Annotated in this window: 13 protein-coding genes; 10 read left to right on the top strand and 3 right to left on the bottom strand. The window is 62.8% G+C overall.

Annotated features, from left to right (window positions below; translation table 11 throughout):
• Positions 1 to 123 precede the first annotated feature (123 nt).
• From LJ656_RS25935 to LJ656_RS25915, 5 genes are all read left to right on the top strand, one after another.
• On the top strand, positions 124 to 1,290 hold the full coding sequence (locus LJ656_RS25935) for an ABC transporter ATP-binding protein (protein ID WP_230512382.1): 1,167 nt from the start codon (positions 124 to 126) through the stop codon (positions 1,288 to 1,290).
• A 19-nt stretch (positions 1,291 to 1,309) separates the two neighbouring features.
• Positions 1,310 to 3,283: a beta-galactosidase gene (locus tag LJ656_RS25930; protein WP_230512381.1), complete on the top strand. Its 1,974-nt coding sequence runs from the start codon at positions 1,310 to 1,312 to the stop codon at positions 3,281 to 3,283.
• 116 nt (positions 3,284 to 3,399) lie between these two features.
• Positions 3,400 to 4,614, top strand: a complete 1,215-nt coding sequence (locus tag LJ656_RS25925; RefSeq protein WP_486651237.1) for an ABC transporter substrate-binding protein — start codon at positions 3,400 to 3,402, stop codon at positions 4,612 to 4,614.
• A gap of 139 nt (positions 4,615 to 4,753) precedes the next feature.
• Positions 4,754 to 5,728 carry a carbohydrate ABC transporter permease gene (locus LJ656_RS25920; RefSeq protein WP_425606011.1) on the top strand — a complete coding sequence of 325 codons (975 nt, stop codon included), beginning with the start codon at positions 4,754 to 4,756 and terminating at the stop codon, positions 5,726 to 5,728.
• 10 nt (positions 5,729 to 5,738) lie between these two features.
• Positions 5,739 to 6,590, top strand: coding sequence for a carbohydrate ABC transporter permease (locus LJ656_RS25915; protein ID WP_230512378.1), 852 nt, complete (start codon positions 5,739 to 5,741; stop codon positions 6,588 to 6,590).
• Positions 6,591 to 6,606: 16 nt separating this feature from the next.
• Here LJ656_RS25915 and LJ656_RS25910 read toward each other — a convergent pair whose 3' ends face one another.
• A complete protein-coding gene (locus LJ656_RS25910; RefSeq protein ID WP_230512377.1) occupies positions 6,607 to 7,284 on the bottom strand; it encodes an arylsulfatase in 678 nt (225 codons plus the stop codon).
• Positions 7,285 to 7,499: 215 nt separating this feature from the next.
• Positions 7,500 to 9,692, bottom strand: coding sequence for a hypothetical protein (locus LJ656_RS25905; protein ID WP_230512376.1), 2,193 nt, complete (start codon positions 9,690 to 9,692; stop codon positions 7,500 to 7,502).
• A 787-nt stretch (positions 9,693 to 10,479) separates the two neighbouring features.
• Here LJ656_RS25905 and LJ656_RS25900 point away from each other — a divergent pair.
• The 5 genes from LJ656_RS25900 (at position 10,480) to LJ656_RS25880 (ending at position 13,165) form a co-directional block, all read left to right on the top strand.
• Positions 10,480 to 10,812 carry a DUF2322 family protein gene (locus tag LJ656_RS25900; RefSeq protein WP_230512375.1) on the top strand — a complete coding sequence of 111 codons (333 nt, stop codon included), beginning with the start codon at positions 10,480 to 10,482 and terminating at the stop codon, positions 10,810 to 10,812.
• A gap of 235 nt (positions 10,813 to 11,047) precedes the next feature.
• The gene (locus tag LJ656_RS25895; protein ID WP_230512374.1) at positions 11,048 to 11,341 is read left to right on the top strand and encodes a hypothetical protein; all 294 of its coding nucleotides are present in this window, start codon (positions 11,048 to 11,050) and stop codon (positions 11,339 to 11,341) included.
• A 55-nt stretch (positions 11,342 to 11,396) separates the two neighbouring features.
• Positions 11,397 to 11,540 carry a hypothetical protein gene (locus LJ656_RS25890; RefSeq protein WP_230512373.1) on the top strand — a complete coding sequence of 48 codons (144 nt, stop codon included), beginning with the start codon at positions 11,397 to 11,399 and terminating at the stop codon, positions 11,538 to 11,540.
• Between the two features lie 81 nt (positions 11,541 to 11,621).
• Positions 11,622 to 11,849, top strand: a complete 228-nt coding sequence (locus tag LJ656_RS25885) for a hypothetical protein (protein ID WP_230512372.1) — start codon at positions 11,622 to 11,624, stop codon at positions 11,847 to 11,849.
• A 290-nt stretch (positions 11,850 to 12,139) separates the two neighbouring features.
• Complete coding sequence (locus tag LJ656_RS25880) at positions 12,140 to 13,165, top strand: M23 family metallopeptidase (protein WP_230512371.1); 1,026 nt, start codon at positions 12,140 to 12,142, stop codon at positions 13,163 to 13,165.
• Positions 13,166 to 13,357: 192 nt separating this feature from the next.
• On the opposite strand, the gene LJ656_RS25875 is transcribed toward LJ656_RS25880, so the two are convergent.
• Positions 13,358 to 13,873, bottom strand: a complete 516-nt coding sequence (locus tag LJ656_RS25875) for a hypothetical protein (RefSeq protein WP_230512370.1) — start codon at positions 13,871 to 13,873, stop codon at positions 13,358 to 13,360.
• Between the last annotated feature and the right edge of the window lie 57 nt (positions 13,874 to 13,930).

Genomic DNA, 13,930 nt, shown 5'->3' with positions numbered 1-13,930 from the left:
CAACCAAACATACAAACGATATCGGAGACAGACCAACGATCGCTTGCGATCGATTTTTTTGGTCTCGCTGATTAAGCGCTTAATCTCCGACTTCGGGCCGATTAAATCACGGAGTCGATGCAAATGGCGAGCATTTCGTTACGAGGCGTGCAGAAGGCGTATGGCGACGGCGCGGCGGTGATCCGCAACGTCGATCTCGACATCGGCGAGAACGAGTTCTGCGTGTTCCTGGGGCCGTCGGGTTGCGGGAAGTCCACGCTGCTGCGGATGATCGCCGGCCTCGAAGACGTGAGCGACGGCGACCTGTCGATCGGCGGGCGCATCGTCAACGACGTGCCCGCCGCGCAGCGCGGCGTCGCGATGGTGTTCCAGAGCTATGCGCTGTTTCCGCACATGACCGTGTTCGAGAACATGGCGTTCGGTCTGAAGCTCGCGAAAACCCCGAAAGACGAAATCGACCGCAAGGTGCGTGAAGCCGCGCGCATTCTGCAACTCGAAGCGCTGCTGGAGCGCCGGCCCAAAGCGTTGTCGGGCGGCCAGCGGCAGCGCGTCGCGATCGGCCGCGCGATCGTGCGTGAGCCCGGTGTGTTCCTGTTCGACGAGCCGTTGTCGAATCTCGACGCGACGCTGCGCGGGCAGACGCGGGTCGAGATCGCGCGTTTGCATAAGCAGTTCGCGAAGGCGAGCGTGGTCTACGTGACGCACGATCAGATCGAAGCAATGACGCTCGCCGACAAGATCGTGCTGCTGCACGCCGGTAAGGACACCGAACGCTACGGCAGCATCGCGCAGATCGGCGCGCCGCTCGAGTTGTATCACCGCCCGAAAAGCCGCTTCGTGGCTGGCTTCATCGGTTCGCCGCGAATGAATTTCCTGCCCGGCGAGATCGCGCAGATCGACGCGCAAGGGGTGCTGGTGACGCTCGATCACACGGCCGAAACCGTGCGCGTGCCGGTCAGCGGCGCGCGCCTGCAACGCGCGCAGCCGGTCACGCTCGGCGTGCGTCCCGAACATCTGGAATTCGTCGATGCAGCGAGCCTCGCAGCGCCGGGCGCGGCGCGCGACGGCGTGCTCACGCGCAGCGTGTCGCTCGTCGAGCAGCTCGGCGAACACAGCTACGTGCACCTCGATCAGCCCGGCGGCGGCGCGCTGATCGCAAAGGCGCCGGGCGACACGCGCCTCGCGCCGGGCGAGCGCGCGAGCCTGCGGGTGCCGAGCGGGGCCTGCCATCTGTTTACCGAAGACGGTTTCGCGGCGGCGTCGCTCGAAGCCGTCGAACACTACGCTTGAAGAACCTTGGGGACATAGGATGCGTGTTGGAGTCTGTTATTACCCGGAACACTGGCCGGAATCGATGTGGGAAGACGACGCGCGCCGCATGAAGGCGCTCGGCATCGAACAGGTTCGGATTGCAGAATTTGCGTGGAGCCGGATGGAGCCGACGCCCGGCGAATACGACTGGGCCTGGCTCGATCGCGCGGTCGACGTGCTCGGCGCGGCCGGTCTGAAAGTGGTCATGTGTACGCCGACCGCGACGCCACCGAAGTGGCTGATCGATCGTCATCCGGAGATTCTGCCGGTCGGCGCCGATGGCCGGCCGCGCGCGTTCGGTTCGCGGCGTCACTACGATTTTTCGTCACCCGCGTATTTCGAAGCGTCGCAGCGCATCTGCACTGCGGTGGCCGAACGCTACGGCCAGCATCCGGCGGTCGCTTTCTGGCAGACCGATAACGAATTCGGCTGTCATCACACGGTGGTCAGCTATTCGCAGGCCGCGCTCACGCGTTTTCGCGAGTGGCTGAAGGCGCGTTATCAAACGATCCAGGCATTGAACGAAGCGTGGGGCACGGTGTTCTGGAGCATGGAGTACCGCAGCTTCGACGAGATCGACGCGCCGGTTGCGACCGTCACCGAGGCGCATCCGTCGCACCGGCTCGACTATCGCCGTTTCGCGTCCGACGAAGTCGCGCGCTACAACCGCATGCAGGTCGAGATCATCCGCGCGCATTCGCCGGGCCGGCCGGTCGCCCACAACTTCATGCAACTGTTCACGGAGTTCGATCACTACAAGGTCGCGGCCGACCTCGACATCGCGACGTGGGACAGCTATCCGCTCGGCGCGCTCGAAGAGCAATGGTTCGCGCCCGAGATCAAGGCGCGCTGGCTGCGCAGCGGTCATCCGGATTTCGCGTCGTTCAATCACGACGTGTATCGCGGCATGTCGAAGTTGCCGTTCTGGGTGATGGAGCAGCAGCCCGGCCCGGTCAACTGGGCGATGTGGAATCCGGCGCCGCTGCCGGGGATGGTGCGGCTGTGGAGCTGGGAAGCGTTCGCGCACGGCGCGGGCTGCGTGTCGTATTTCCGTTGGCGCCAGGCGCCGTTCGCGCAAGAGCAGATGCACGCGGGGCTGAATACGCCCGATAACCGCCTGGACGTCGGCGGTAACGAAGCGGCGCAAGTGGTCGACGAAATTCGCACGGTGCTTGCTTCGAATGCCGACGCGAACGCGTCGATCCGCTCGAAAGTCGCGCTGGTGTACGACTACGAAGCGAAGTGGCTGTTCGAGATCCATCCGCAGGGCGCGGACTTTCACTATCCGCGTTTCGCGTTTGAGTACTACTCGGCATTGCGCGCGCTGGGCCTCGACGTCGACGTGGTGCCGGTCGATGCATCGTTCGACGGCTACAGCCTGATCGTCGTGCCGCCGCTGCCGGTCGTGCCGGACGATTTCGGCGCGCGGCTCGCGGCGTCGGGCGCGCAGGTCGTGTTCGGGCCGCGCACCGGGTCGAAGACGGGCGACCTGCGGATTCCGGCCAACCTGCCGCCCGGTGCGTTGACCTCGGTGCTGCCGGTGCGTGTGTGGCGGGTCGAGTCGATGCGGCCGAACGTGACCGAAGCGGTCGCGCTCGCGCAAGCGGGTTCCACTGGCGGCCTCGCGCGTCACTGGCGCGATTTCATCGACAGCGATTCGGCCGGCGCACTCGACGTGCGCGCGCGTTTCGCGGACGGTCATCCCGCGTATGTGCGCGGCGGCGCGTTCCACTATTTCGCCAGCCTGTTCGACGATGCATTGACGGTGCGGTTGTTCGAGCGAATCGCGCGGGAAGCGGGCCTCGCCACCCACGCGCTCGGCGACAGCGTGCGGATCGGCCGGCGCGGCGCGCTCACTTACGTGTTCAACTACGGCGCCGATCCGTACACGCTCGATAACGTTGCCGACGACGCTTTTGTGGTCGGCTCGCGCAAGGTCGCGCCGCAAGGCGTTTCCATCTACCGTTCGTGACGCAGGTCCGGCCGCGTCGATTTCCACGCAGTAACGACAACGACGTACATAACCGCGAAATATAGGAGACAGTCAGAATGAAACTGAAACCACGCAAGATTCTGTTGGCGCTCGCGATGGCCGCGGTGGCGGCGGGCACCTGCGTCGTCAGCACCGCGCAGGCGGGCACGCTCGCGCTGAACATCGCGTACAAGGGCGCGAGCCAGCGGGCGGTCTGGCAGCAGGTGGTCGACGAGTTCAAGAAGGCGCATCCCGGAATCGACGTGAAGGTGTCGTTCATCGACGAAGAAGCGTACAAGGTGCAATTGCCGGGCTGGCTGTCGACGGTCGCGCCCGACATCGTCAACTGGCACGACGGCGAACGGATGGCGTACTACGCGCAGCGCGGGCTGTTCGAGGATCTGAGCGGCGACTGGCAGAAGAACGGCTGGAACCAGATGTATGCGTCCACCAAGGAGGCGTCGTCGTATAAGGGCAAGCAGTATGCGGCGCCGACCGTGTATTACTCGTGGGGAATGTTCTATCGCAAGGATCTGTTCGAGAAGGCCGGCATCAGGAGCGAACCGAAAACCTGGGATGAATTTCTCGACGCCGCGAAGAAGCTGAAAGCCGCCGGCATCACGCCGATCGCGGTGGCGGGGCGCGACGCGTGGACCCTGGCCGGCTGGTTCGACTATCTGAATCTGCGGCTGAACGGCAATGCGTTCCATCAGAAGCTGATGGCCGGCGAAATTCCGTACACCGATCCGCGCGTGAAGAAGGTCTACACGACGTGGAAGCAGCTGATCGACGACGGCTACTTCATCAATAATTCGCTGTCCTACGATCTCGACGCGGTGCAGCCGTTCCTGTTCCAGGGCAAGGCCGCGATGATGCTGATGGGCACGTTCATCACGGCCGGCTTCCCGGAGAACGTGCGGCCGCAGATGGGCTACTTCCAGTTCCCGATCATCGATCCGAAGGTGCCGACCGCCGAAGACGGTCCGGTCGAATCGCTGCATATTCCGTCGAAAGCGAAGAACAAGGCCGACGCGCATACCTTCCTCGCGTTCGTCGAAACGCCGGAGATCGGCGCGCAACTGGCCAAGGGCCTGGGCTCGCTGTCGGCGAACAGCAAATCGCCGGAGCCCGACGAGCCGATTTCGAAGATCGGTTTCCAGATCCTGTCGAATACGAAGGGCGGCATCGCGCAGTTCTACGATCGCGACATGACCAAGGAGATGGCCGACGAAGGGATGAAGGGGATGCAGCAGTTCATGTCCGACCCGTCGAAGATCGACGACATCCTCGCGCAGCTCGAACAGACGCGCCAGCGGATCTACAAGAAGTAACTACGAGAAGTGCGCGGCGGCCGCGCGGACGTCGGCGGGCGGCCGTCGGCGGTTGCCGGAGGGCGCCGGTCGCGGTCGCGGTCGCGGGTGGTCGCGTTGCAACTGATTGTATTGGCTTGATCGGATCGGGAGATTGATCGTGTCGCATTCCGTTAGCCGGCAAACTGTCGGCGGTCCTGTGGAACCCGGCGGGCCGAGCCTGCCCGCGCCCGGCGGCGCGCTGCCCGGCGCATCGAGCGCGCCGCGCCGGCGCGGTCCGACGCCGACCGCGCGGCGGCAGCGGCGCGCCGCGTTCCTGTTTCTCGCGCCGGCCTGCTTCATGGTGGCCGTCTACGTGGTGTGGCCGATCCTCTCGACGATCCGTCTGAGCTTTTTCAACTGGGACGGCATGACCGAGCCGAGCTTCATCGGTCTTGCCAACTACGTCGAACTGTTCCATACGCCGACCTTCTATACGGCGCTCAGGAACAACCTGATCTGGCTGGTGCTGTTTCTGCTCGCGCCGCCGATGGGGCTCGCGGTCGCGCTGTATCTGAACCAGGCGGTGGGCGGCATTCGCATCGTCAAGTCGCTGTTCTTCGCGCCGTTCGTGTTGTCGGGCGTGGTGGTCGGGCTGATCTTCTCGTGGTTCTACGACCCGACCTTCGGCCTGCTCGCGATGATTCTCGGCCACGGCGTGCCGGTGCTCGGCGATCCGCGCTACGCGACGTTCGGCATCGTCTTCGCGGCGCTGTGGCCGCAAACCGCGTACTGCATGATCCTTTATCTGACTGGCCTGACCGCGCTGAACGCGGAGCAGATCGAAGCGGCGCGGATGGAAGGCGCGCGCGGCTGGTCGATGCTGTGGCACGTGATCCTGCCGCAATTGCGGCCCACCACGTTTATGGCGATCGTCGTCACGATCATCGGCGCGTTGCGCAGCTTCGACCTGATTTCGGTGATGACGGGCGGCGGTCCATTCGAGAGCTCGACGGTGCTCGCTTATTTCATGTACGACCAGGCGATCAAGTACTACCGGATCGGTTATTCGGCCGCGATCGCGGTGGTGCTGTTCGCGATCATGCTGGTGTACATCGTCTACCACCTGCGGCGGATGCTGCGGACCGAGCAATAAGGAGCCGCTGATGTTTCCCATTCCTATCGATAAATGGAAGCCGGCCACGCGCCGCATGTACAAACTGACGTTGCCGATCGCGCTGCTGATCTGGCTGCTGCCGATGATCGCGGTGCTGGTCACGTCGGTGCGTTCCACCGAAGAGTTGAGCGAAGGCAATTACTGGGGCTGGCCGAAGCACTTCGCGATGTTCGACAACTATCGCGAAGCGTTGACCACGTCGCCGATGCTGCATTACTTCTGGAACAGCGTGCTGATCACGGTGCCGGCGGTGGTGGGCTCGATCGCACTCGCGGCGATGGCCGGTTTCGCATTGGCGATCTACAAGTTTCGCGGCAACTCGACGCTGTTCGCGACGTTCGTCGCCGGCAATTTCGTGCCGATCCAGGTGCTGATGATTCCGGTGCGCGATCTGTCGTTGCAACTGGGGCTGTTCAATACGGTGAGCGCGCTGATCCTGTTTCATGTGTCGTTTCAGACCGGCTTTTGCGCGCTGTTCCTGCGCAACTTCATCAAGCAGTTGCCGTTCGAACTGGTCGAGGCGGCGCGCATCGAAGGCGCGAACGAGTGGACCGTGTTCTTCAGAATCGTGCTGCCGCTGATTCGTCCCGCGCTCGCCGCGCTGACGATTCTGGTGTTCACGTTCGTGTGGAACGACTATTTCTGGGCGTTGTGTCTGACCCAGGGCGACGATGCCGCGCCGATTACCGTGGGCGTCGCCGCGTTGAAAGGGCAGTGGACCACCGCGTGGAATCTGGTTTCCGCCGGGTCGATTCTGGCCGCGTTGCCGTCGGTCGCGATGTTTTTCGCGATGCAGAAGCATTTCGTCGCCGGCCTGACGTTTGGCGCGACCAAGGGCTGATGCCTGGCAGCTTCTATTAGCGGATATGGACCGGCTCACGGTTGACCCGCTGCATCGCGACACGCAACGCGGCGCGCGCACTATCGAGCGGCCGCTTGCCTTCGCTCGGCGCGCTCGCGAGCGCGGCGGCCGGCGCCATCCACGGATGGGCAAACGCGACGACAGTCGCACCTTTTGCGTAAGCGTCGCTGGTGGCCGCGGCAATCGCCGCGTAGCACGCATCCGTCTCGCCGCTTCTGAACGTCGCCCACACCTGCGGCACGTGCACGATCTCCACCGACGCGCGAGCTTCGCTCGCATGCGCGGCGAACAGTTTCCGGTTCGATTCGAGCGCGGCTTCGGCCGCGCATAACACGACGATTTTTCCGCCGTTCCCCGCGGACCCGGCTGCCGACGCCGCCAACGCGGCATCCGCTCGAATCACCGGCACCGGCGAATGCGTTATTTCCGCCACCACCGGCCCCAGAGTCGCGCAAGTGACGACGACCGCATCGGCGTCGGCCGCGAGTTCGAGCAGACAGGCGCGGGTCTGTTGTTTCAGTTCGGGCGTGAACGTCCCCGCGCGTTCGATCGCTTCACGCAGATCGACCCGCACCGTATGGCGCAGATCGTCGGACGCTACACCCAATTCGGTCGCGGCGTGTTCGAATACCTGCCTGTTACCGTCGATCGTGTGCAGAAAGGCAATGCGCATGGCTGTCAGTTCCGGTGAAGTTCAGTGAGTCGGTTGGTGGTCGGATTCATTGCGTCATTCAATGCATCGAGCCCGCATTGTTCCGATCTCGCCCCGCCTTAACAAGGCAACTTTTCCTACCGGTATCACGGCTACCCGCCTTGGCCCGCAAATAAAAACCGGCCTTCCCGATAACGGGAAGGCCGGCAAATCACTACCGGTGACAACGCCAGTCGTCAGGCCGGATCAGCGTACTTCAGCGTCCACGAGAACGTGCGGTTCGCGCCACCCGACAGCGCGAACGGATTCGTCGTACACGCGAAATTGCCGTGCAACTGGCCGATCGGCGTTGTGGACAGCGGGTTCGTGACGCCGTTCACGGTATCGAATTGCGACAGCGCGCAAGTGTCGAAGCCGGTCGTCGCGTAACTGGTCGCCGGGCTGTTCGTGTAGTTCACCGAGACGCCGTCGCTATTGGCCTTGCTGTTCTGGAAGTCCGCGAACGACGTGTAGTCCGTTTCGACCGCCAGATTGCCGGTCAACGTGGCCGAGCTCAGCGTATCGGTGCGCGTCATCGTGCCGTGGCTGAACGTCATCACCGTATGCACCTGCAGATCCAGATCGGTCGTGTAGGCGGCATTCTTCGTCGCTTGACGGAACTTGGTCGTGTCGAACGTGACGACGACCTGACCATTGCTTTCCTGCACGTTCAGGTTCTTGTAATACGTGACCGGAATATAGGTCTTGCCGCTATAGGTGACCTGCGGAATCAGCAGCGCGTACGCGAGGTCGGTCGTGCCATAGGCGAGATTGTCCGAAGCCGGCGCCGGGTAATACGGCGTGAACGAGTTGTAGTCCGGCGCCTGGCTCAGGTTCAGGTTGATCACGCGCCGGCCGTCGCGCACCGTGATCAGCGCCGCGCTATACGGATGCGCGGTGTCGGTCGGCTGGTTGTACCAGGTCAGCGTGTAATGCGGTTTGGTGTCGAGATAGGCCTGCATCTCGGCATCGGACAGCGGCGCCTTGCCGTTGAAACCGAGCTTGTCCCACCACGCGTTCACATACATGTACTGGTGCAGCAGGCTGAAGTTCTCGCCCATCACCCGCGGTTTGCCGCGATACGTGTCGGTGCCCCGGCCCTTGACCCACATGTTCACCGACGGCGTCGGCAGTGTCGGGTCGTACCAGAAGTTGCTGAAGCGCAGCGCCGATTTGTAGATGTACGTATAGGCGACTTTCATTTCCTGATCGGTCAGCACGCCGGCATTGGCGGCCGCGGTCAGCACTTCCATGAAGGCCGAGTCGCCGTACGGGCCGATCGAGCGGCCGTAGTTGAAGCCCTGACCGTTGGTGTTCAGCTGCGGCAGAATCAGATCGACCGATTTACGCAGATACGATTTCAGCTCCGGTGTCAGGTTCGCCTGATTGCCCATTTCGAGCGTGCGTTCAGTCACTTCGCCGATCAGCAGCGTGCTATAGCGGTCGTAGCGCGCCTGATCGTAATAGGTCGTGTGCGTGTTCGACGCTTCGTCGGAGAAGCCGCCGCTCGAATCGTTGCGGATGTGTTTGGTGAGCGTATAGAGCAGTGCGTCGCGCGCGTTCATCGTCGCGACGCTTGCGTCGGTGGTCGACGAGAACGTCGGGTTGCTCCAGCCGAGCTTCTGACGCAGGCCGGCAATCCCGTACGACACCGCGTAGTAGTTCTGCGCGGTATTGAGCGACGCGACGTCGATCGGCGTGCCGGCGCTCGGGCAGGTGTTGGTTTTGCCGCTCGCGTCGGCGCCGAACATATCGCAGAAGGTCAGGCGGGTTTGCAGCGTGCTCAGCATCGCGTCGCTGAACACCTCGTTCAGCATCCCGTGCGCCTGGAAGTTGTTCAGCGCGACCAGATAGTAGTACTCGCCCCAGGACGTATTCGCGTACGTGTAGTTGGCGCCGCTCGACTGCATCATCGCGGTCGTGATCTTCTGATAGGTGGCCAGATAATCCGCGTAAGCCGGATCACCTTTCGTTTTCATATCGATCAGGATCCACGACAGACCGAGTGCGAGCTTGCCGGGCAGGAATTTGTCGCCGGTGTTCGTATCGAGCACGTGGACCGGACTGCCGTCGCCGAGATCCATCACGACCTGGGTGAAATCCGGCGATTTGCGGATCAGGTCGAACAGCGCTCGCATTTGCCCCATCATCGTGATCGGAATGCCGGCCTCGGGCGGCACGCTGGTGTCGGCCGCGCCGTAGACGATGCCGTGCAGCGAAATGGCGCCGTTTTTCGACGGATCGGACGCAGCAGGGGGCGCGCTGGAGGAGGGCGGGTTCGCCGTCGCGGACGGAGCGTTCTCGTGCGTGCTGCCGCCGCAGCCGCTGAACAGGAGCGCGGTGGCCGCGCCAAGGGCAAATGCAAGCGTAGTTTTTTTCGGTGAAAGCATTTTGTCTCCAGATTTATTAATTAATGCTGTGGTGATCGAGTTTCTAATTTTGGTGATTTTTATTTAGCTCCTTTTTAATAATTTCCCTTGGCTGTTGGTGATTCTCTGCTAAGTGTTCATTTTCAAAACATCAGTCATCATATGACTTTGGGGGGGATAAGCGAAACGATCCTTCTGCGACGGGCCTATTAAGCCCCGAGGTTGCATCTGCCAAATCTCATACGAGCCCCTTTGTTGCTGGCCCTTTGGCGCAATTAGGTCGCTGCGGCGCACCATCGCAATCCGGTCAACTTCTTCCCGTGAAACATGATGTAAGTCGTAGGAGATCATATCTCAAACGGAATTGCAAGCAGCGTCAAAAGCGCGGATGGTGAAGATATGAGCCGCCCAGAGGTGGGGGCAGCCACGCATAAGACCTTCGCGGGCGCTTTCAAAGTTAATGATTTTGGGGGCAATTGTGCTCGTAAATGCTCGGTCGATTTTTGATTTGAAGATTAGTTAGGGTGACGAAGCATCGAGACAGCCGCGCAGCACATCGTTGCTTTCGTCTAGATCGCGGCTTGATTCGAAATCTATTACACGGTGGGGCGTTTTCGAACCGGCGGGAGGTTGAAGTTAAACGTTTTCCATCATCGGGCGGACGCGCGACCGACGCAAAAAATTAGCTAGGATTCCTCGATTTCGAGGCCGTCGGATGCACCGTGCGCCGGCCCGCGAGCCGGGTCCGCCGCCGTTCCGCTAAGATACGGCCCGCCATGCATTTTTTAGAACAGAAGGAGTGGTTTCAATGATCCAACCGAGCAACGTTTTCAAGGAAAATCTCGCCCAGATGCCGGCGATCGACGGCATTGCGCGCATCGATCTGGTGGATGGCGCGGGCGCCGTGGTCGCCGGCATCGAGAACAAGCCGGGCAAACAGGGCTCGCTCGCGGTGTACAACTACCTGCACGGCGCGTTCGGCACGCTGGACGCGAAGGCCGCCGAACATGGCCTCGCGCTGTTCGCCGAGCATACGGCCGACGCGCGCAACCGCCCGGGCGCGCATCCCAACATCGACATCCTGCTCGCGATCGCCGCGGGCGGCGCACCGCTGCGCATCGTCGTCGTGCCGGCGGTCTAAAGCCTGTCGTAGCGTTTTTCCAGGCGGCAGGGTAGACGTTTTCCTGCTGTCGCCGCGACCTCGCCTATGCCCAAGGGACTGGGTCGCGGTCTCTCTAACCGGTTTCGGTAAAAAATCCTTGTTTTTCAAAGACCTCGGATTGGCTTCGGATTTGGCTTCTATTCGACGAATTGAAAAGCCGGCGGCCGGCGCACACTGATTTCGTGCCATCGCGCCTTTTCGCCAGGAGCCTCAGATGTCTTCCCGCCACGACAAATCCCACCCGTTCGACGCCGACCTGCCGGACTACGGCGGTGAGCCCGTGAATTGCCCGTCGTCGCCCGGTCCCGACGCGGACGCGATGCGCGAGCTGAAATGCGGCTCGGAAGCGATCCTGCGCCTTGCGACCGATACGCATGCGGCGGTTGCGCGCAGCGATGCGGCCGGTGCGGAGGCCGCGCGCCAGGCACTCGAGAAGCAGTTGACGCTGACCACCGATCTGATCGACCAGTTGCTGTTCGGCGCTCCCGACCGCTCCACGCTGCATTGACCCACCGCGCGGCGACCACCGCATTCACCGTATTCCTCCGTTTCCGGAAACTGACATGAGCACCTTGACGGTCATTCTTTGCATCTGGGCGATGCTCGCGCTGTGCGCGGTCCTGTTCATCCGCGGCGCGAGTCCGCGCGTCGAGCGCGAGATTGCGCGGCCGAAATCCCGCCCGTCGCGCTATTCGATCGCCGAGTAACGGCCCGGGAGCCACGGGGTAACATGAGGTGCGCCGGCGCTCTCCGGCGGCACCGACGATGTTCCCTCCGGAGGTTCTCGTATGGACACACATTCGATTCTCGGCATGTTGCATGCCGAAGAGGCTTTGCTGGTTTCCATCGTGCGGTCGCTGCCGGCAGACCTCAAACGCAGTATCGCCAACGACTTCCACGAGCAGGCGCTGCTCGCCGAAACCTCGCATCTAGAGCCAACCACCGACCGCGAAGCCAGCGACGCGTTCAAGACTCACGTCCGGCGTCTGTCGAACATGCTTGCTTCGTTGTCTTGACGAAAGCGCGTGCCGCGCGGGCAAAACTGAACCGAGCCCCTGCGGCACGCCATCCCACGCTCCGCCGCGCTTAATAGGGGCAGCTTAAGGTTGACTTAAGAAAGCGCCCCTAGGCTTCCCCCAGCCTCATGCAGCGTTTCATGCATTGTCTGGAAACGCTGATTCAACGAAACCACCTCGTCGTGCGTGCCTCGCGTGCATGCGGCGGTCGACGCTGTCGTTAATCAATGCCTCTATCTGTAGCTCGCTTCCTGCCGGGGCGTGCCAGCAAGGTCATTGCTGTGTGTGCAATGAGCTCGGTGTGCGCGGCTTATCTGGTATCTCATCCACGCGCGTGGCGCGACGAAGAACCCGACGTATCGCTGGTCAGCAAGGACTCGACGAGGGTCGGCGCGCGCGCGCCGGATCCGGCGGCGGCGCCCACCGGCGCGACACCCACTGCTCCTGCCGCGCCGGCACCGGCCGCTCCGCTACCGCCGCCATTCACGGTCAAAACGGCGCCGATCGAGCGCACCTTTGCGGCGGCCGCGAAGAGCATCGGCGTCGATGCGGGCACGACGGCAATTTTGTCGCGCGCGTTTCATGACGAACTCGATCTGTCGCGCGACCTCAAACCAGGCGATCGCGTCAGCGCGGTATTCGACAACGCCGCGGCCAATTCCGCTAATCCCGCCAGCCCCACCAGTTCCACCAGTTCCACCAGCAAGGAAAACGACCGCCCGGCCGCCCGCGAGCCGCTCGCGGTGCGCATCGTGCGCGGCGCACAGACCCATGACGTGTTTCTCCACAAGGACCTGAGCGGCAAGCCGTTTTACTACTCGAAAGACGGCGTGAGCGCCGGCCCCGTGTTCGAGCGCTATCCGCTCAACTTCACCCGAGTGTCGTCGGAGTTCTCGTTGCGCCGCCTCGATCCGGTTGTGCATCGCTGGCAAAGTCACGACGGTGTCGATCTGGCCGCGCCCACCGGCACGCCGGTACGCGCGACCGCGCGCGGGGTGATCCGCTTTATCGGCCATCAGACCGGCTACGGCAACGTGGTGAAGATCCAGAACCCCGCGCCGTATTCGACGACGTTCGCGCACCTGTCCCGTTTCGCGAAAGGTCTGCGCAACGGCAGCCACGTGAAGCGCAACGAGGTGATCGGCTATGTCGGCGAAACCGGCTGGGCGACCGGGCCGCATCTGCATTACGAGGTTCACGTGAACAACGTGCCGCGCGATCCGCTGAAGGTCGATCTGCCGCAGAAAACCACGCTTGATGGCGATCAACTGAAGCACTTCGAAGCGCGCGTCGCGCAATTGACCGCGCTGCTGTGAGCGCGTTGCCGTCTCAGCTTTGCGACATCCCTGTCCGCACCAGGTAAGTGCTGCCAACCCTGCCAGGGCGCCGGCAATTCTGACCGGCGCGGCCTGCAACCCTTGCCAGCCAGCCCACGCTCGGGTTTTCCCATGCGCGCCGAAACGACGTGGGCGACGCCGACCGCGCGTGTCGCCGTCGCGCGAGGCGTCTCAATTCCGATGCATCGCCTGCGCCTGATCGCGCGCAGCGCCCCGTTCACCGGCAGCGGTCCTTGCCTGGCAAGGCTTTGACCCGTGATGGCATAGCCATTGCGATAACCGCCTCACAAGAACTACAGCTTGCAGCCGGACACAAACGAAGTGAATAAATGCCGACAGCAGCAGACGTCTTCGTGATTCGCGCTCGGGGAGGAAGACGCGTGTTACGAGGTGCGGCGGGGCCAACATAAAGCGGCTGTCGATAAAAACGGCGACGCGAGCGGGCGATACGGCAGCAGATATCGGCCACTCGCGATCGCGACGGCGTAAAACGATGACCTCGCCGATTTTTTTTGTCCTTCGGACGACGCTGAATTCGTTGCGTTCGCGCTGCGCCGCGTGGGCGGGGGCAAGAGCGAGCGAGGGCGAGCGGTAGCGGTCGAAACGGCGCGCCCTCCCGCGGATCCGCCGCGGTGCGCTTGCGCGTATCGGCTGCTTGCGCGCCGGCCGGCGGGCTGCGAAGATCACGCTAACGCTGCTGCCGTTCCCGACTCTCCGCTGTTCCTGACATGCATGCTCGTTCGA

The sequence above is a fragment of the Paraburkholderia sejongensis genome, from assembly GCF_020880815.1.
In the GTDB taxonomy this organism is placed as follows: Bacteria; Pseudomonadota; Gammaproteobacteria; order Burkholderiales; family Burkholderiaceae; genus Paraburkholderia; species Paraburkholderia sejongensis.
The sequence above is the reverse complement of the archived record's forward strand: the minus strand, read 5'-3'. Positions and strand labels throughout refer to the sequence as shown.

Bases quoted from the DNA above. Each gene is read 5' to 3' on its own strand.
- LJ656_RS25935 (WP_230512382.1), top strand. From the start codon at position 124: ATGGCGAGCATTTCGTTACGAGGCGTGCAGAAGGCGTATGGCGACGGC.
- LJ656_RS25930 (WP_230512381.1), top strand. From the start codon at position 1,310: ATGCGTGTTGGAGTCTGTTATTACCCGGAACACTGGCCGGAATCGATG.
- LJ656_RS25925 (WP_486651237.1), top strand. From the start codon at position 3,400: ATGGCCGCGGTGGCGGCGGGCACCTGCGTCGTCAGCACCGCGCAGGCG.
- LJ656_RS25915 (WP_230512378.1), top strand. From the start codon at position 5,739: ATGTTTCCCATTCCTATCGATAAATGGAAGCCGGCCACGCGCCGCATG.
- LJ656_RS25910 (WP_230512377.1), bottom strand. From the start codon at position 7,284: ATGCGCATTGCCTTTCTGCACACGATCGACGGTAACAGGCAGGTATTC.
- LJ656_RS25905 (WP_230512376.1), bottom strand. From the start codon at position 9,692: ATGCTTTCACCGAAAAAAACTACGCTTGCATTTGCCCTTGGCGCGGCC.
- LJ656_RS25900 (WP_230512375.1), top strand. From the start codon at position 10,480: ATGATCCAACCGAGCAACGTTTTCAAGGAAAATCTCGCCCAGATGCCG.
- LJ656_RS25895 (WP_230512374.1), top strand. From the start codon at position 11,048: ATGTCTTCCCGCCACGACAAATCCCACCCGTTCGACGCCGACCTGCCG.
- LJ656_RS25890 (WP_230512373.1), top strand. From the start codon at position 11,397: ATGAGCACCTTGACGGTCATTCTTTGCATCTGGGCGATGCTCGCGCTG.
- LJ656_RS25885 (WP_230512372.1), top strand. From the start codon at position 11,622: ATGGACACACATTCGATTCTCGGCATGTTGCATGCCGAAGAGGCTTTG.
- LJ656_RS25880 (WP_230512371.1), top strand. From the start codon at position 12,140: ATGAGCTCGGTGTGCGCGGCTTATCTGGTATCTCATCCACGCGCGTGG.